Source organism: Coleofasciculus sp. A1-SPW-01 (assembly GCF_040217205.1).
Classification (GTDB): Bacteria; Cyanobacteriota; Cyanobacteriia; order Cyanobacteriales; family Coleofasciculaceae; genus Coleofasciculus; species Coleofasciculus chthonoplastes_A.
The window spans coordinates 14,735-33,462 of sequence record NZ_JAVJNP010000179.1; the positions used below are offsets into that span (position 1 = coordinate 14,735).

9 protein-coding genes are annotated in these 18,728 nt (G+C 44.2%); 5 read left to right on the forward strand and 4 right to left on the reverse strand.

The window, feature by feature from the left end; genetic code table 11:
- Positions 1–235: 235 nt before the first annotated feature.
- From RH949_RS26455 to RH949_RS26475, 5 genes are all read left to right on the forward strand, one after another.
- A complete protein-coding gene (locus tag RH949_RS26455; RefSeq protein WP_446357335.1) occupies positions 236–892 on the forward strand; it encodes a sigma-70 family RNA polymerase sigma factor in 657 nt (218 codons plus the stop codon).
- Positions 893–1,027: 135 nt separating this feature from the next.
- A complete protein-coding gene (locus RH949_RS26460) occupies positions 1,028–1,993 on the forward strand; it encodes a DUF1822 family protein (protein ID WP_446357337.1) in 966 nt (321 codons plus the stop codon).
- 15 nt (positions 1,994–2,008) lie between these two features.
- Positions 2,009–4,387, forward strand: a complete 2,379-nt coding sequence (locus RH949_RS26465) for a CHASE2 domain-containing protein (RefSeq protein ID WP_446357339.1) — start codon at positions 2,009–2,011, stop codon at positions 4,385–4,387.
- A 175-nt stretch (positions 4,388–4,562) separates the two neighbouring features.
- Positions 4,563–5,093 (forward strand): hypothetical protein, encoded by a 531-nt coding sequence (locus RH949_RS26470; protein ID WP_446357341.1) that lies wholly within the window; start codon positions 4,563–4,565, stop codon positions 5,091–5,093.
- A 333-nt stretch (positions 5,094–5,426) separates the two neighbouring features.
- A complete protein-coding gene (locus RH949_RS26475) occupies positions 5,427–6,128 on the forward strand; it encodes a DUF928 domain-containing protein (RefSeq protein WP_446357343.1) in 702 nt (233 codons plus the stop codon).
- 103 nt (positions 6,129–6,231) lie between these two features.
- Here the strand turns inward: RH949_RS26475 and RH949_RS26480 are convergent, their stop codons facing one another.
- The 4 genes from RH949_RS26480 to RH949_RS26495 form a co-directional block, all read right to left on the reverse strand.
- Positions 6,232–8,979, reverse strand: a complete 2,748-nt coding sequence (locus RH949_RS26480) for a CHAT domain-containing protein (protein ID WP_446357345.1) — start codon at positions 8,977–8,979, stop codon at positions 6,232–6,234.
- A 371-nt stretch (positions 8,980–9,350) separates the two neighbouring features.
- The gene (locus tag RH949_RS26485; protein WP_446357347.1) at positions 9,351–10,121 is read right to left on the reverse strand and encodes a PEP-CTERM sorting domain-containing protein; all 771 of its coding nucleotides are present in this window, start codon (positions 10,119–10,121) and stop codon (positions 9,351–9,353) included.
- A gap of 313 nt (positions 10,122–10,434) precedes the next feature.
- Complete coding sequence (locus RH949_RS26490) at positions 10,435–11,175, reverse strand: hypothetical protein (RefSeq protein WP_446357349.1); 741 nt, start codon at positions 11,173–11,175, stop codon at positions 10,435–10,437.
- Positions 11,176–11,480: 305 nt separating this feature from the next.
- On the reverse strand, positions 11,481–18,569 hold the full coding sequence (locus tag RH949_RS26495) for a hypothetical protein (RefSeq protein ID WP_446357351.1): 7,089 nt from the start codon (positions 18,567–18,569) through the stop codon (positions 11,481–11,483).
- Positions 18,570–18,728: the final 159 nt, after the last annotated feature.

Genomic DNA, 18,728 nt, shown 5'->3' on the forward strand with positions numbered 1-18,728 from the left:
CGCACATTCCGATCTGGACAATCGCCACACCCAATCTGTTATGTAAAGCTATAGGGTTGGCAAAGACACTTTTCGCAAAATCAATAAAAAATTTTTTTTCGCTCCACTTTACGAAAACCCCCATCCCCACCCCTATAACTTAGTAGTGCTGAATTAAGGCATCGATTAAACCCTATACTTGACTCAGACAATGACAAGTGGCATCCAATGCCTCTGCCACTTCGGTCAATTCACCATGAGTACATTAAACGAAATCCTCAAACAACTGGTCGCTGATGCTTGCACCCATCCCCCAGAAGGTGCGGCACGACAGCGGTGCATCCAAGAAATCTACCGCCAGGTGATGAAGTCCGGCAAACTCTGGAACGAAAACACGCCTTACTATGAAGATGCCCTCCAGGAAACATGGGAATACTGTTGCCAGCACTTGGAGGACTATGACCCAAATCTCAGTGCTGTGACAACTTGGATTGATCATTGCCTGAAGCGGACGCTGCGGAGATGGCGCGATCGCCAAAATCGAGAACAACAACGGCAAGCTAATCCCATTTCGACTGATAATGATACCCCAATTGACCCCCTTGACAATCTAGCCGCCAATCCAGGTTCCAGCCAAGCCCTACAAATGTGGCAGACAACCATGACCTGGGTACAAGATGATCCAGATGGGAAATTACAGCAAACCTGTTTCCGCAAGCGCCCTGAAATCAATGCCCAAGTTCTCTTCCTCAAACGCTTTCCCTCAGAAACTCCCTGGCAGGATATTGCCGATGAATTCAACCTCAATCCCGCCGAAGCCAAGGACTTACCTAAATTTTACAATCGCAACTGTCGCCCCCTCCTACGAGAATTTGGCGTTGCCCAAGGATACCTAGAAGAAAAGACCAAGTAACCATTAGACCTCTGGCAAAAGTAAAAATAAAATCTTTTTTCGTACCTTTTCCCTTAAAATACATTGCCTATTCCCCATTCCCTATTCCCCATTCCCGACTTCTGCAAGAAGTCTATTAACGATAACGAGGTAACAATGATGATTCAACCGATTCAAGCACAGGAGGATGTGGCTGTACCCATCTTAATTACTCACAAAGCGCGACAAATTGCCGATCAATTTGCTCAGGAGCAACCGGATGAAACCAAAGCCAAACAAGTCTATCGAAATACACTTGCTGTTTGTCTAGTCAACAACTATTTTAAAATCATTGGGATTCCATCTGATCCTTCCCACTGCGATAGTTGGAACCCTTTAATGCGGATGACCACTAATGTAGCAGATTTGGATGTGATGGGTAAAGGACGCATTGAATGTCGCCCCATTTCTGCCTTTGAGCGGGAGACGACTTCCGTATGCTATGTACCTACAGAAGTTCAGGATGAGCGCATTGCTTATATCGTGGTACAAATTGAACCCGAACAGTCAGAAGCCCTCATTCTCGGCTTTGTGGAGTACGTCGATAGTGAAGAACTGCCCTTACATCGTCTCCGTCCAATCTCTGATTTGCCCCTGTATCTCGACAATCTGACTGAACGATTCACCCAACTCACCCACTGGCTGCACGGTCAAATTGAAGCGGGCTGGCAAACCCTGGATGAAATTCTGGGCATCTCATTGATGAACTATGCATGGCGAAATACTCGTTCACTTGCAGCCGAAGCTACGACACCGAATTTATCTCCTGTGGTGCGAGGCAAAATTGTGGAAGTCCCGATTCAGCAGGGGATGGAACCGATTGTTTTAGTGACTGAACTCATGCCTAAGTCAGAGGTAGATTTAGGCATTGCACTCAAGATTTGTCCCCCAACCAAACAGGAATTCCTGCCTATCGGCTTGGAAATGACTGTCCTTGATGCAGTGGGTGAAGCGGTGATGCATACCCAAGCACGAGCTGAAAACCGCATGATTGAGCTAGGCTTTGACGCAGAACCAGGCGATCGCTTTTCTCTGCGAATCGAACTAGGAGATGTGACAATTAATGAGGCATTTGTGGTTTGAATTAGGCGAACTCCCATGAGTAAACTGGCGGTACTGGAACTGAGGGGCGACCTCAATCATCAGGGCTTTTATGTTACTCTGCGTATTGGTCAGGGTGATTTAGCTTCTAGTATTACCCTAGATCGCACACTCCCGCCTTCGACGCTTCTATCAGAGCATCTGACCCAGTGGCAGCAAGATTATCGACGCCTTTCAACTCCTAGCCGTGCCCTCAAGCCTTCCAAAATTAGAGTTAACGGTAAGATTGATCCGATAGAAGCCTGTTCAGAATCGGCTCAACGGTTGGAACAGCAGTTTCAGCGTTGGTTACGTTCTGACTCGTTTCGTGATATTGATTTACAACTGCGACAGGCGTTGATGCCTGATGAGTTGGTTCAGGTATTAATTCGCACGGCTAATGCTGAGGCTCAAGCTCTCCCCTGGCATTTGTGGGACTTCATTGAACAATATCCTAAAGCAGAAGTTGCCTTGAGTAGTCTGGGTTCATCTCCCTGTTCTGGTAAGAGGAATTCAGCGGCTTCAGAGCCGAATCAGGTGAACATTTTGGCAGTGTTAGGCGATCGCACCAATATCGATGTGGAGAGTGATCAGCAAACCTTAAATGAGTTACCTGGAGCCAAGGTGGAATTTCTGCCGGAACCGACTCACCAAGAACTCCATGATAAGTTATATGAAAAATCCTGGCATATTCTATTTTTTGCGGGACACAGTGAGACTCAAGCCAAGAGACAGGGGATACTGCGGCTCAACTCCACGACTCATCTAACCATTGATCAGGTGCGGTATGGGGTACAAAGAGCGATCGCAAATGGTCTACAATTGGCGATTTTTAATTCTTGTGATGGGTTGGGGTTAGCTCAGGCGCTGGCAGATTTGCAATTACCTCATATTATCGTCATGCGAGAAGTTGTGCCGGATTGTGTAGCCCAGCAATTTCTGAAGTATTTTCTACAGGAGTTTTCTCAAGGTCAGTCATTGCATCTCGCCCAACGGGAAGCACGGCAACGGTTACTGGGTATGGAGAAAGTCTATCCCTGCGCCAGTTGGTTGCCTGTAATATTCCAGCCGTCTGCGGCAAAACCATTGAGTTGGTTGGATTTGATCAAGCCAGAGGATGAAGGCATCTTTGATCAAACCGTTGCAGTTCCCACCCAAAAAGCTCAAACCTTTTCCCTAGGGGTGAAGCTGGGGACTGCATTTGTTTGCGGTGCGCTGGTATCAAGTGTGGTGGTGGGAATAAGAGCGCTGGGATGGCTTCAAGGATGGGAACTTAAAGCGTTTGATCATCTTATCCGGGTTCGACCCGGACAATCTATTCCAGATCATCGAATTTTGGTGGTAGCGATTGGAGAGGAGGATATTCAGTATCAGCGTAATCAAGGGATGGAGATGGAGGGGTCTTTATCTGATGAAGCATTGCTGGCACTACTGCAAAAGTTTTCACCTCATCAACCTAGTGTGATTGGCTTGGATATTATTCACGATTTTCCCTTCATCCCAGAGTTGCAATCTCACCTGAAAGAACAGAAGTTAATTGCAATCTGTCAAGCTAAAAGCTTTACCAGCGATCTTCCAGGAGTCAAGCCACCTACTTCCGATTTTCCGGTTGAGCAGTTAGGGTTTAATAATGTTCCTCTTGATCGTGATGGTGTCATTCGACGCCAGTTTTTAGGTATGCCGTCTGATGAATATTGCCCAACCCAACAATCTTTTGGTTTTCGTATTGCTCAAAACTATCTGGAAAATAGTCATGGCATCAAAAAGGAGTGGATAACAGTATCCCCTCACAGAAATAAAAGGATTCAGCTCGGTTCACAGACTTTTGGGCGTCTTGAAGGTCATGCAGGGGGTTATCAACTATCTCAAGGTGATGCTGGTGGTTATCAGGTGTTGGTTGATTACCAGGCAGTTCGTCCAAAACAAGTCAATTTAAGGGAAATCTTAAGCGGTTCCCTAGACTCTCAACTAGCAGGATTGGTTCGCGATCGCATTATTTTGATTGGCGTCGTCAATCCCAATATCGATACTCATTTAACCCCTTACAGCAAAGGACTTCAAGCCGAAGCAATGCCGGGAGTGGTTGTGCAAGCCCAGATGATTAGCCAAATCATTAGCGCTGCACTTGGAGAACGTCCTCTACTATCCTGGTGGGCTGAATGGGCAGAACTGCTGTGGATTGGGAGTTGGGCCTGGGTGGGAGCAATTGTTGTGGTAGGAGGGCGATCGCTTTATATACAAATGGTCGGAGTATTAATTAGTTTAATTTTACTTTGGGGTGTATGTCTATTTCTGCTTGTTCAGGGATGGTGGGTGCCTCTGGTTCCTTCAGCACTAGCATTGGGGATAACTGCGGTTAGCGTCTTGGGTTTGTACCATCTGTACAGTGACGAATGATATGACATAATGGACATTAATGTTGTTATGTAAAAATCTCGTTATACCTACTTTACAGCTATTTTATCAAAAGAGGCTTAGAGTCCAGACAAATAACTCTCGAATACCATTAAAAATTAATACTCTAGATGGTTGTTCGGATAGACTCTTAACAAATACTGATAATAACGAAACAATGAGTAACGAAATTTGCCATCCAAAATATGAAGAATATGGAATAATCCAGTGGAGCAATAGTCGTACAATTGTTGTATTTTCCGTATTGATTATCAATGGATCTCGATTAGCGAAAACACGTCGTGAAGCGGAATTTATCCTTTGGTTAGCGCAAAGAGAGCAAGATGTATTTGGACTAGGAATGGTTGGCTTTGACTTAGGGGATTTGCCCTGGTCATTGGATGATTTTGAAAAAGAGAAAATCTTTTTACTAAAAGTAATAGAATCTGCAAAAGAAGAACTTGGTTGCGGTGTAGTGAAATTGGGTACTCATCCAGAAGTATTGCGCGGCGACCTAGAGGACTTGCGAATGTTGATTTTAAATTTTACAGATGAGGATCTAAGAACTGCATATCTCTTAAAAGAAGAATTAAAAGATATAGGAGGCAGAGGTTTACCAGTAGAAATGCCACCGCAGTTAGAAAAATGTAAAATTCATCGAGTATTACTAACACAGTATGGTTGCTATGTTTGTAATAATTTATCATAATAGATGTGTCTAACTGTCCCAAATATGGGTATTATTTCGATAGCGGTTACTAAGGAAGAGTATATGGAGGAGACTTACATAAGATTGAACCCAAAGAATTGGGTAAACTAGATGCAACAAGCGTTATTGATGCTCTCCCTGGGATGGCTAAACCTATCAAGGTAGTACAGTACAGTTTGTTTGAAAGCGGATTATCAATGTTAAAACAGATTAAAACTTACACTTTTTTGGTAATATTTTATTGAATTGATATTAGAAATTATGCGGTTAAGACTCTCTGTTCAATCCTTATCATCTCACTTATCGGTAAGTCTGATATCAGCCTTGATATTCATGCCAGTTGCCAAAGCTTTTCCCCCTAATCACAGTTCATCAACACCTGTCATGATGGCTTCAGAATCAGGCAATGAAGATGGTGATTGGGGCGAACCGCATACGGGAAGTCAAACAGGAACAGGACAGAGAAATGACTGTCCTGATGTGAATGGTTCTCTAACAGCACTGATGCCTAAAACCAACTGGGGAAAAACGGTTTCTCAATCCCCAACGTTTTGGTTTTATGTACCTTACTCTTCAGAACAGATTGCCGTTGGCAAATTTGTGCTACAAAATGAACAGGGCATTAATCAGATTGAACCGATTCAATTTACCCTCCCTGAAACACCTAGCTTTGTCAGTTTTACTCTACCTGAAACGGCTCCTCTACTAGAGGTTGGACTTGATTATTATTGGGCATTTGAACTTTACTGCCATCCTAAAAGTCGTACTCCTATCTATGTTGAGGGCTGGATACAACGGGGTATTGCCAATAGCAATATGGGGAATCAAGGTGATGTTGAAGCTAACCAAATTTATCAAGTTTATTGGAAAGACAGGATTTGGTTTGATGCGGTTAATGAGTTAACTCAACAACGGTTAAAGCAACCTACGGATAGGGCTTTAGAAGCTGAATGGCTCAGATTACTGCAAGATGCTGGACTAGACACTGAGCAACTGCCAACCGAACCCATTTTGGGAACAGTCGTTATAGAATAAGTTGTGGAGTAAGGCAATAGATAACCTCATTTGATGGACTAACATTACACAAAATAAACCGATAAAATTAGAGGCTCGCATCCCCTACTACGAACCCAGCCGACTAAAGCCAATTTCCTACTAATATATAGGGTGACCAATAGTAAGGAAAATCCCAGTTTTTCAATCGTTCAGCACCGACTTTCCATAAATTGATTTGCGCTCGATGCAAAGCTTCAGCTCGACTCATTTTGGGATTTTGTACCAGTTGTCGATAGAATTCTTCCATAACCGTAGCCGCCGATGCGTCGTCCACAGTCCAGAGTGTGGCGAGAGTGCTTCTTGCGCCTGCTCGAACCGTCAATCCGGCTAATCCTAATGTGGCTCGATTATCTCCGGTTGCTGTCTGACAAGCACTCAATACTAAAAGTTCAATAATGCTGCCTTCAATATCACTGCTTCTCAAGAGATTATCTAAGTCTTCGGCAAAGAGTGGATCATCTGATAACGCAATAAATGTTCTTGAGAAATCAGAGCTAAAAACCCCGTGACTGGCAAGGTGTAGGATGGAAAAGTTATCATCTTGCAGTTGATGTTCTAGATTCGCTTTTGTGAATGTTTCATTGAATAAAACCTTTACCTTCGTAGGTAGAGATTGAATAGCGTTCAGCTCTTTTTGTACATTTTTGAGTGGGGATAAGTTACTCTCTTGAAAGGGATGCTCCAGGGCTTCAGTTGAGCCTGCTGTCAAGATTTTGGGCGGGTGGGTTAGGGGTTTAGGTTCAATCAACTGCAAACTGGGTGCCACTGCACTGGCGTACCGTTCCAGTAAATATCTTTGCCGCTGGCTATCCCACAAAGCAGACATTGGGATGTTTCTTAATCCGCCATCTAACACAAAGACTAAGGTTTTGATGGGGCTATCTTCCAGTTTGGTATTCGCTTCTAAAATGGATTCAAAGGGACGAATTAATAGGTCATAAAGCTGACTCATATCCTGTTGAACTGAACGCCAACTTCTAGGTACGGGAAGATGAGCATAGAGTCGATTGATCATCGATTCAATGTCTGATTTGGGGAGTTGCACACGATGAGGCTGGAGGGGCTGGTTCGGTAACTGAAGAATAACCTCCAAGCGATCATCCAGAATAATCGGATATAAAATGGCGGCATTTGGGTCAATGAGGTGTTGGCTAATCTGAACAGGATCAATATTACAACCTAGATAATTCTCTAATTCAGCTAACTGCAAAGAATCAATGAGTTCAATCGCTTTGCTCAAATTCTTTTGGGTGGGATGAGGAGATGTCAGCAGTAAATCGACAAACTGTCGGTAAAGTGGCTCAACGTTATCTCTGAAGGAAAACTGAACATCGGAGTCGATGAAGAGTAGGTCTTTACGAACCTGTTCTAGTGTCTTAACTGCCTGATCATAGGTACGAATCGCATCAATTTCCTGGTTCTGTTCCTTGAGAATGCGACCGAGTTGCCACTCCCAACGATAGCGAATATCGGGAGCTTGAATTTCTTCTGAGAGAATAATGGCTTGATTGGTAATGGTTTGGCTATTATCCCATTGCTGAGTCTGTTCATACAAACGTCCCAATTGTCCCAGCGCGAGAGATTTTGCCCGACGATCTTGAAGTTGGTCAGCCTGTTGAATAGTACGGGTTAATCGTTGAGCTAGAGTTGATAGAAGTTCAGCACTTTGGGTATCAGGAGATTCCCGTATTATGTGCAGCTTGATCAGGCTATTGACGGCGTTGAGCTGAACTTCAATTCCTGAGCGGCTGAGAGGGAGTTCGGCAAATTGAGATTGCAGCGTGTTCCATAATTCCCAAACATCATTCCACTGACTCGGTGGTAAATTTTCTATGCTTTTGATCGTGACAAGCAAACTGAGTAAGTTGGCATTTGCCTGAACACGGGGCAATAGAGAGGTAGCTAACGTTGCTGCTTTTTGGTAATAGTCTAGGGCAGCAGTTTTGTGTTCATTGGCTTCATCAAGGTTAAGGGCTACGGCTCGTTCCCACTGGGCACGCTCTGTATTGCCTAAATCTAAAAGAATTGAGCTTTGAGTTGAATTGGGCGGGTTTGGAGATGAGGAAGGGGTGAGTTCTTGATGAGCGATCGCGAAACTCTGGTTTAATACCTTTTGGGACTCTTCTAAATTCCCAACTCGGCGAAAGGCATTACCCAGAGATTGCAGTGCGATCGCCTGAAGTTTTGGATCAGTCTGTTCCTGGGTTGTGCTTTGAACCTGTTTCAGGATTTTCTCAGCAGCAATACTAAAACCCAAAGATTGCAGTGCTTTGGCTTGATTAATTTGGCTACCGATGATTCCAGGAAAATGGTTAGCTGATTGGTAAGCAAGTGTGGCTTCTTTCCAGGCTTGCAGCGCTGCTTCCGATTGTCCCTGTCTCCAGGTGAGCCATCCTTGAGCATTTAGCGCTTTGGCGTAGTATTCCCAGTCAATGACTGAGCGGGAATCTGGAGTTTGCTGGTTAAAAAAATTCAGGCTTTGATTGAGAGTGGCTTCAGCTTCCTGCCATTGACCGAGATGTTGATAGGCTAGGGACAGGTTACTGAGGATAAAGGCTTGGTGTAACTTATCGTCTAAAAGAATATAGGCATTGAGAGCATTTTGCCAATTCGCGATCGCCTCTGTAAATCGTTCAGCTTGAAACTGTTCAATACCCGTTTTGAGCAGAGTTTGGGCTGATTGAGATTGAGCAATATTGGCAGGTGGGGATTCAGTCGCTTGAACTGAGGATAGGGGAGAATCCACAGATAGGTTCAACACAGTGATGCAACCGATGAGCGCCCAAAGCATCAGGGCGATTAATTTTCTGGTTCTGATTTGTCTTCTCATCAGGATAGCCCCCTTCATCGCGACTGACAGCTATAGCATTAGGCACTCATGTTAGGATGAATGGCACTGACTTAAGCATGAGGGAATCGCTAAGACCTTTGATATACCGTAGGGTGGGCATTGCCCACCAGCATACCAGTCAGTGACATTGATGTTAGGATATCAGTTTATCCCAATAGGCAACAGCAAAAAAGTCCTAACCTGTCTGGGTCATGCTATAAAGCGTTACAGAATCAGAATTTTCTGCTAAAACTCATCAATGTGGTAATTCTGATGAAAACCCCTTTCCTAAACATTTTCACAACTTTTGCCCTGTACTAAGCTCCCCAACAGCCCTTGTGATCGCAAGCTCTTAAAAATCAGTGATGCATTCAGTTTTCCTTTTGTCTTGAATACTTTTGTTTCAGCAAAGTTCCCAAAGCTAGGGCTGTGATGGAACCTAAAATGGTTAGGGGTTCAGGAACAGGTGTAGCTGAAACTTCAACTTCATCAATTGCTGTACCACGATTTTCAAACGTCAGCTTTACATATCGTGCGACAACAGGATCGAAACTTACCTGTATGGTGTGTGAACCCGCAATAAAGCCACCAAAACCTAGCAACTCAGAATCAACTATTTCTGTATAGTCCATGGAATCATTTGAGTCGTCACCATTAGCATAAACATTTTCTGATATTGCAACTTCTACAATGAACTGTCCAGGATCTCGATCGTCAAATCCGCCTAACCTATCTCGACCAAAGGTAAGTCGATCAATGTTCATAACTCGACCCAGATCTAACTTTAACCAGCTATGGGGACTATCACTAATCCAACTACTTCCATTGCCATAAAGACCATCATTAGCAAATTCAGGACGATGAATACCGCTAAAGTTCGTTTCTGGACGTGCTGGAACGGATTCAATGATATCAAATGCAACGGCTTCCGGAACAATACCTCCTTGTAAGGCTACATTGTTAGGATTATCAAAGGGACGAGATTCACATTGAGGCGGGCGAAAATCAGGATGGCAATTTGTAGTACCAGTAAGCCGAGAAGCTGGAACAACCGTAATGGAAACTGCTTGTGCAGAATAACTTTGAATAATTAAGCCAATACCTATACACCATACCCATTTTTTTGAATCTATAATATTCATCACCCGTCACCTATGTAAACTACTGATATGCTCCCATTTGAGACAGCCGAAATCCAGCTTCTTAAACCTACTAATTTTCTGTTGAATTTGAAACTTATTTCTAGCTCTAATTATTTATATGGAAGCTGGATAGGTTTTTCGCAATTTAGCTAAAAATTTTTTGATGGTTGTTCGGTAAAGATACAAAATCGTCGCCCCTTCAGGCACAGAAGACAATTTCAGATTATTCAGAGTGTTTTCCTTGAGTTAAGGGTGGACTTTCCGTGTCAGTTGGCAGTTTAACAGCAATTTAACCTAATTAGAGCTTGCTGGATTATCTTTTTTTCTTTACTTTAAAAAATAATCCTAAAGCTAATAAAGATAACACAAAATTAGGTTCAGGAATATCTTCCACTTTGGACTCAGGAATATCTTCAGCTAAATTACCAGCTAATGATAATCTTCTTAACCCCCATATTTCACCAAAAGAATTATCTAAAGACACTCCATAAAGTGCCGTTTCCGATTCTTGTGACCATATCACTTGACTAAATTGCTGACTTCCAATAATGCCTAAAAAACCTAAACCTGCTGACAGATTATCAATCGTCTGTATTCCTTGATACTCAGAAAAATTAACGGTTTCAAAACCTTTGCCATCAAAATTTCCTGATACAGCTAAACCACTTCCACTTGTTGTGCTAGAAAAATATCCACCAAAACCAAATATAGGTTCTGGAAAATCCCATTGTATACTTTTTTCTAAACCCACATATCCACGATAACCTCTATCATCTGGATTTTGATTAACCCTATGAACTACCTCGTCCAAACCTTCACTTGTACTTTTTATACCACTGTCTAAAGTAATAGTCGAGATAAAATCTTTTGAACGAAGTGGAATTTCTGTGTCAAAGTTATCCATTTTAATATTAGAAACAGAATTTTCCCAAGCGCTTCTATCCGTAAAAATAGTAAAAGCCCTAGCAGGTAAAATATTAATACCTGCAAATATCAATATTGTACCGATAGTAGTAAATGACAAAGGAAGAGCTTTTTTGTTTGAGTTTTTCATGATGATTTACAGTTTTTACACTTAAAAAAGTTTATCAACTGACAGGTTCGGCGAGGAAACTACGCTTTCGTAGCAGAGTATTATACTGAAGTTCCCTCAATCCTGATTGAGGATAGAAGGATAAACCCCTAATCGGTATTTCTAGCTCTAAGTATTTATAGGGCAGCTAGATAGGTTTTTCGCAATTCAGCTCAAAAAAGTTTTTGATGTTTGTTCGGTAAAGATACAAAATCGTTGCCCCTTCAGGCACAGAGGACGATTTCAAATTATTCAGAAGCGTTTCAACAGGCTTATCTGCCCACCCTTCATCGCGACTGACAGTTAAATACCCTTGAAGTTGAGGGTCTATTGGCGTACAAGATAACCTCACCTCGCTCATTCACGTACCACCCTTGGGCTTCCACAATCACCTTGGGTGCGGTGGTTTTCTCTGATTGCTGTTCTTCAGAGATTGCGGGTTGTATATCTTCCCACCCCACACTACTACTAATCGGGTCAGAGGGACTGGGAGGAATCCCTCCTCGTTCTGTATTGACAAAACGCCCTCTGCCATCCTCACCCGGTTGACATCCTTGAGTTAGGGGTGGACTTTCGGTGTCAGTTGGCAGTTCCACAGCCCCCTGTACGGGGTCAATTCCTAAATCATCAATCACGACTTCCCCATCAACACCAATTTCTGAACTGGCTGTAATGTCACTCAAGGGGGTCAAATTCTCTCTGAACTCTAATCCGATAACGCGGTTTGTGGTGATATTAATCTGTCCACCTTTACCAGAAAAGGCATTGGCGGTGATATCGCTATCCTCTTCTGGAATACCTGTGATGAAATCAGCGTTGATGATAATATTACCCCCATCACCCCCAGCTTGGTCAGTGCCTGCGGTGGTGGAGATTTTACTACCGTGGCGTAATAGTAGCAAGTTGTCGATGCCCAGGGTAATGTTTCCACCCTGATTGCTGGTGGTTTCAGCCGAAATGGTAGACCCATTATCCAGGGAAAGAGAACTCCCATGGAGTTGGATATTACCCCCTTCTCCACTCCCCTGGCTATTGACAGCAATGGTTACACTATCGTCCAAGGTTAGGGTTCTGGAGTCACCAAAAATACTACCCCCATTTCCTGTAGAACCTCGCATAGTGTTGGCAAACAGTCCACTATCTTTTCCGGTGAGGGTAATCGTATCGTTGATTGCCAGAATGATATCTCCAGCATCGTTAGTCGCCGCAGTGGTGGTACTCAGTTGTCCTCGGTTTGTGGCTTCTAAGGTATCAGCGGTAACTTGAATCCTCCCCCCTTTCCCGCCAGAGGTAGCGGCTGTTATTTGTGCGCCATCTCGCACTTGCAATTGTTGGGTTTGAAGGGTTAAGTCTCCTGCATCTCCAGCACCACGAGTTTCAGTAAAAATGCCACTGGGGACTTCACCATTTGCTGAAGTGCCGATTACATTAACGGAATTGGTAGCTTTAATGGTTACATCTCCACTAGCACCTTCGTTGACGGTTGCTGCACCAATTCGGGAACCGTTAAAAATGTTAAGTTGGTTGGTGGTTATTTCGATATCTCCAGCATCACCGGATGCATTAATCACGGTATCAGCGGATATGAGGGAACCATCGGTGAGCGTAATTTGACCAGCGTCTACAATTAAGTTTCCTCCATCACCGGAACTTAAGGTGGCTGTCGCTATACCCGCGTTACGTTGCAATGTAATCGATTCACTCACATTAAGTCTTAATTCTCCCCCATTTCCGGTACTGCTTGGCAGGGTTGAGGTGCTGATTCCGGCTCTATCTTGAATGGTTAATTGCCCCGTATTAATGGTTAAATTGCCAGCATTACCGCTACCTTCAATGGTGGTTGCGACACCTGTCAAAGTTTCAGCGGCAAAAGCCACACTTCCAATTTGGTTGATGTCAGGAATAAAGGTTCCCGGTTGGTTGCCAATCAGTTCAACAGATTCTGATGCATTAATGGTTAAATTTCCACCTGCACCGCTGCTACCCTGTGCTGTGCCAGTATTTATTCCTGTGGCTTGATTTGTTTCAGATCGGGTATTTTTGACGATGAATCGTTGAGTATTAACAGTTACGTCACCAGCATCACCGTTCTCAATTGCTCTTGTCCGTACTAGGCTACCATTGAGCAATTCTACAAATTCATCGGTATTGATATTAATAGTTCCGCCTTCTCCTGAACCCAAGGTAGAAGCGGATAGGATGGTTCTGTCGGTAAAGGAAACGGACTCAGCCTGAATATTAATGTCGCCAGCTTTACCTAAACCACTGGTACTACTACGGATAACACCATTAGCTGAAGTGATTCTTCCCTGACTGGTTAGTGTAATATTCCCGCTGGCTATATCTACCCCACGAGCGTCAAGAGTATCAAAGGTAATATTACCTTGAGCAGAAAGGTTTATCGCACCGCCAGCACCCAAGGAAAATGTACTCAGAGTACCTGCGGTAGTATCGATAGAACCGTTAGTGCTGGTAAGTTTTATTGTACCACTGGGGTTAAATATATCTTGGCTGGTAATGTCTCCTATGGCGTTTACATTTAGGCTGCCAGAGACTGAAGAGTTGATTAAATTAATATCATTACTATCGTTAATGATTACCGTTCGACCACCGTTTATACCAAGACGATTTAAATCATTATTTTGATTCAGAATAATATCGCTATTACCCGCATTGAATGTAGTTAAACCTGTCAGGTTTAAGGGTTCAGTTTGGGTAATCGCTCCGCCAGAGGTAATCGTAAAATCACCGGATACATTAGAGGCGGCTAATTGAGTATTGGCTAAGGTGTTGAGTAGGGTAACGTTGCCAGTCCCCTTAGTGGTAAAGTGGATCTCTCCAGTGAGTTGGTTATTATTGGTGAGGGTAATTGGGGCATCCGATTGTAACGTGGTAAAGTCGGATGTGCCTGTGACGATAAGGTTTCCATTTTGGGTAATACCATTATCAGAAATCAGAGTTAAGTTACCTGTAGCCGTGGAATTGAGTAGATTAGTTGTGCCATTGTCACGGATAGAAATATCTTGACCTGTAAACGCGAGATTACCAAGTTGATTGTTTGAGTTATTGAGGGTAATATTGCCGTTTTCGGCATTGAATGTAGCTGTACCGCTAACACCTAACGAACCACTTTGAATAATTCCAGGCGTTCCCGATTCTACGATAGTTGTAGGTGCATCGGTGGTGAATCGTAGCGTACCGCCAAAATTATTGGTTGAGTCAGTCAGGATGATGGCAGGATTTTCATAGACACTTCCAGGAATAAATTGCAAAGCACTGGCTAGGCTATTTACAGTTAAGTTACCAGAGAAGGTTTCACCCTCTAGGTTAATCGTGCCTACCTCGGTGATAATTACATCCCCATTAGGAAGGTTGAGTCGAGGAATAATACTACCGTTAGTCTCTAAATTGGGATTACTCGCTGGATTGAGGATAGTCGTTTCTCCGGCTACTTGTAGGCGTTCTCCTAGTAGTTGGGAAATGCTACCCCCAGAATCAAGGGTAAGATGTCCACCGATGAGAGAGTTACCGAGAACGGTGGCATTTTGATTGGTGAGGATGACATTCCCGGCGTTGGGGAGAGTTGTGGTAAAACTGGCATCTCCAGCAACCGTTAATCCTCCGATTTGGCTGATGATTCCGCCAGAGTTAAGGGTTAAGTTTCCGGTGGCGGTGGACGTTAATAGGTTAGTGGCATTATTGGCGCTGATGGAGACATCATTCCCGGTGAAGCTGAGAGTGCCAAATTCATTGGCAGAGTCGGTGAGATTAATATTACCTGCATCTGCTCTAAATGTGGCTGTACCGACAACAATTTGAGTTCCGCTTTGAGTAATACCAGGAATCCCTGTCGTGCTAATCGCATCTTTGCTGGTTCTAAATCTTAATGTACCGCCAAAGGAGTTGGCTTGATTGAGGGTAATTGCTGGGTTGTCTAAGACGGCGTTAAAAGATAGAACAGCTTCGGGTAGGCTGTTGACGGTGAGGTTTCCGGTAACAGTGTTAGTGGGTAAGTTAACAGTTCCGACTTGGGAAATAATTAAATCGCCATTCTGTTGGATGGGTGAGGAAGGAAGACCAATATTATTGATTAAAGGATTACTGCTATCTCCGTTAACAGAGATGTTTCCAGAGACTTGCAGGGGTTCTCCGGGTACTTGGAAAATGGGTGAAGCTGAGTTGAGCAGGAAGTTTCCGCCAATAATGGAGTAGCCGATGGTGGTGGGGTTGGTGTTGGTGACGCTGACGTTTCCAGCGTTGGCGAGGGTACTGGTGAAGGTGGCGTCACTGTTGATGGTGAGGATACCGTTACCGAGGATAGTACCAGCAGACGTGACGGTTAGGTTATCTGCAATAATGTTATTTAATGTGATATTCCCACTGGTGTTAGTGAAGTCGGCATTGTAATTAACAGCGAGAGTACCGTTATTGATGATATTCCCACTGGAATTAACCCTCAGATTGTCACTCTCAATATCGTTGTTCAGTGTGATATCACCCCTGGAATTAGTGAACCTAGCACTATCCTTAATGGTTAGAATACCATTGCTAGTGATGCTACGACTGGAATTAACTGTTAGATTCTTAGCTATAACATTATTTAGTGCGATATTCCCGCTAGTGTTATTGATTAATCCTTCCCCTGTGTCTAATTCAATGGTGACATTGCCAAGACCAGCATTAATGGTAGTACCCGGTTGCATGGTAATTTCGGCTGTACCTGGATCTCGCCCTGAATTGATAACTCCTGATGTTAAAGGCTGATTTGCGAGAAGGGATAGGTTGCCGTTGTCGGTGGTGATATCGGCATTGAGGAGAATACTTCGTCCGGCTTGCAAGGATAAGGAACCTCCACTACCTGTAGAATTATCAGTGATGATAGCTTGGTTAACTGTGATATCGTTATTCGCTTGCAGAGTGACAGCAGTTCCGGTATCGGTGATGTTGGTAATGATGGAGGGAGTGAGGGTAATATTGCGATCTGGGAAATAGCCGTAGGTTAGGGTGTTGGGGTTAGCGATGCCTATATCCACTCGTCCTGCTCCATTGTTAGCATAGAGGCTAGCTACTAGGTAATTGCCATTGCTCAAGGCTATTATTTCACCACGGCTGAATTGATCGTCTAGGTGAGTACCAGAGATACGGCTAATTTCCGCCCCCGTGATACCATTAGCCAGAATCACTGTCCCAGCATTTTCCACTCCCCCCATATCTGCAAAGAAATTGCCGAAAACATAATTACCATTGCTCAAGGCTGTTATTTGACCCAAGCCGAATTGATCGTCTAGGTGAGTACCAGAGATACGGCTAATTTCCGCCCCCGTGATGCCATTAGCCAGAATCACTGTCCCAGCATTTTCCACTCCCCCCATATCTGCATAGCGATTGCCAAAAACATAATTACCATTGCTCAAGGCTGTTATTTGACCATGGCCGAAACTATCGTCTAGGTGAGTACCAGAAATACGATTAATTTCCGTCCCTGTGATGCCATTGGCCAGAATCACTGTCCCAGCATCTTCCACTCCCCCCATATCTGCCGCTGAATTGCCGAAAACATAATTACCATTACTCAAGGCTGTTATGTCGTCAAAGCCTGAACTATTAAGGCCGAAATAATCGTTCAGGTGAGTACCAGAAATACGGCTAATTTCCGCCCCCGTGATGCCATTGGCCAGAATCACCGTCCCAGCATTTTCCACCCCCCCAATATCTGCTGGGAAATTACCGAAAACATAATTATCATTGCTCAAGGCTGTTATGTCGCCAAAGCCGAAAGCATCTATGATAGCAGTACCAGAAATACGGTTAATTTCCGCCCCCGTGGTTCCATTAGCCAGAATCACCGTCCCAGCACCCACTACCCCAATATCTGCCCAGTAATTGCCAAAAACATAATTACCATTGCTCAAGGCTGTTATGTCGCCAGAGCCGAATTTATCATCTAGGTGAGTACCAGAGATACGGCTAATTTCCGCCCCCGTGATGCCATTAGCCAGAATCACCGTTCCAGCATTTTCCACTCCCCCAATATCTGCCGCTGAATTGCCGAAAACATAATTACCATTGCTCAAGGCTGTTATGTCGCCAGAGCCGAATTTATCATCTAGGTTAGTACCAGAAATACGGCTAATTTCTGCCCCCGTGATGCCATCAGCCAGAATCACTGTCCCAGCATCTTCTATCCCCCCAATATCTGCACGGGGATTGCCAAAAACATAATTACCATTGCTCAAGGCTGTTATTTCACCAGCACCGAATTTATCCCCTAGGTTAGCACCATGAATACTTCCAAGAAGCGCCCCAGTATTCGAGTCGAATAGGTATACTGCTCCAGCATTCTCAGCGATTAAATCGTCTCCATGAGAACTCACAACAATGTTGTTATTTGCAAGTACCCCTGTACTTGACCCAAACCGATTTCCCAGCGCTGGATTGGGGTCAAATAATTGAAATGAGTTGCCAGTAACCGCTGTATCAATCGTAATATTCTTCGGGTCTAACAACAGCTCCCCCGCCACCCCATTCACCGCACTCGCATCTCCCAACCCACCAAACACCAAACTCTCCTTACCCGACACCTCCAACACCCCACCATTTCCCCCCAACTCCCCACCTCGCGCCGTCAAACTGCCATAAAAATCGGTCTCCCCATCCGCCCAAACAATCACTTTCCCCCCATCCCCAACCGTCAACCCATCGGCTTGTAACGTCGTGCCATGATTCACCACAGTATATTCTGCATTCTCCGCCCCCACCGTATTTCCCTGATAATCTCCACCCACCAGAATCTCACCGCCACCCTGATTCCCACTGGCATTTACCTGTGTCCCCAACAGTTGCAACCTCTCCCCAAATAACTGAATCTCACCCCCGAACTCCCCTTGCGCCTGGAGATTCCCAGAAGTGGTTAACACCCGTCCCCCCTGAAACCTAATCCTCCCCGCCTTTTCATTCCCGGTTACAGTCGTCAACGCACTAGCGGTTTGAATCACCGTACCCTGATAATCCACCTGAATGGTTCCCCCATCCCCAGCACTTCCCGTCGCACTGAGAACCCCAGTATCCAGAAAATTACTAACCTTAATATTGAGACTACCGCCCCGTTCACCATCCGCCTGAATCTGTCCCCGATTTTCCAGAAAGGTACTGGTGAGATTAATTTCCCCCCCGGTAACGCCGCCGGAATCAATCACCCCATTAAGTAACTGAATCCGATTCCCTGTCATGTTAACTTCACCCCCAGTACCCAGAGGATTTGCAGCATTCACAGAACCTAAAATCGCCACAGTGCCAACATGAAAATCAATCGGGATATTGGCTTGAGTTAATCCCGCATTCTCCAGTAACGTCGCTAAACCTGACGCAGAAGACAAAACCTCACCTGTATCATTATTTGGACTTTGGACAAAATCAGTATTTTTGCGTATTACTTACGCAAATAAAATAAGGAACAATAACTCCTCTATCTCAGCTCGAAGAAAAGCTCAGAAATACCGGATTTAGAAGGTTACAGAGTAAAGCTTAGGAGACTT

Bases quoted from the DNA above. Each gene is read 5' to 3' on its own strand.
- RH949_RS26455 (WP_446357335.1), top strand. From the start codon at position 236: ATGAGTACATTAAACGAAATCCTCAAACAACTGGTCGCTGATGCTTGC.
- RH949_RS26460 (WP_446357337.1), top strand. From the start codon at position 1,028: ATGATGATTCAACCGATTCAAGCACAGGAGGATGTGGCTGTACCCATC.
- RH949_RS26465 (WP_446357339.1), top strand. From the start codon at position 2,009: ATGAGTAAACTGGCGGTACTGGAACTGAGGGGCGACCTCAATCATCAG.
- RH949_RS26470 (WP_446357341.1), top strand. From the start codon at position 4,563: ATGAGTAACGAAATTTGCCATCCAAAATATGAAGAATATGGAATAATC.
- RH949_RS26475 (WP_446357343.1), top strand. From the start codon at position 5,427: ATGCCAGTTGCCAAAGCTTTTCCCCCTAATCACAGTTCATCAACACCT.
- RH949_RS26480 (WP_446357345.1), bottom strand. From the start codon at position 8,979: ATGAGAAGACAAATCAGAACCAGAAAATTAATCGCCCTGATGCTTTGG.
- RH949_RS26485 (WP_446357347.1), bottom strand. From the start codon at position 10,121: ATGAATATTATAGATTCAAAAAAATGGGTATGGTGTATAGGTATTGGC.
- RH949_RS26490 (WP_446357349.1), bottom strand. From the start codon at position 11,175: ATGAAAAACTCAAACAAAAAAGCTCTTCCTTTGTCATTTACTACTATC.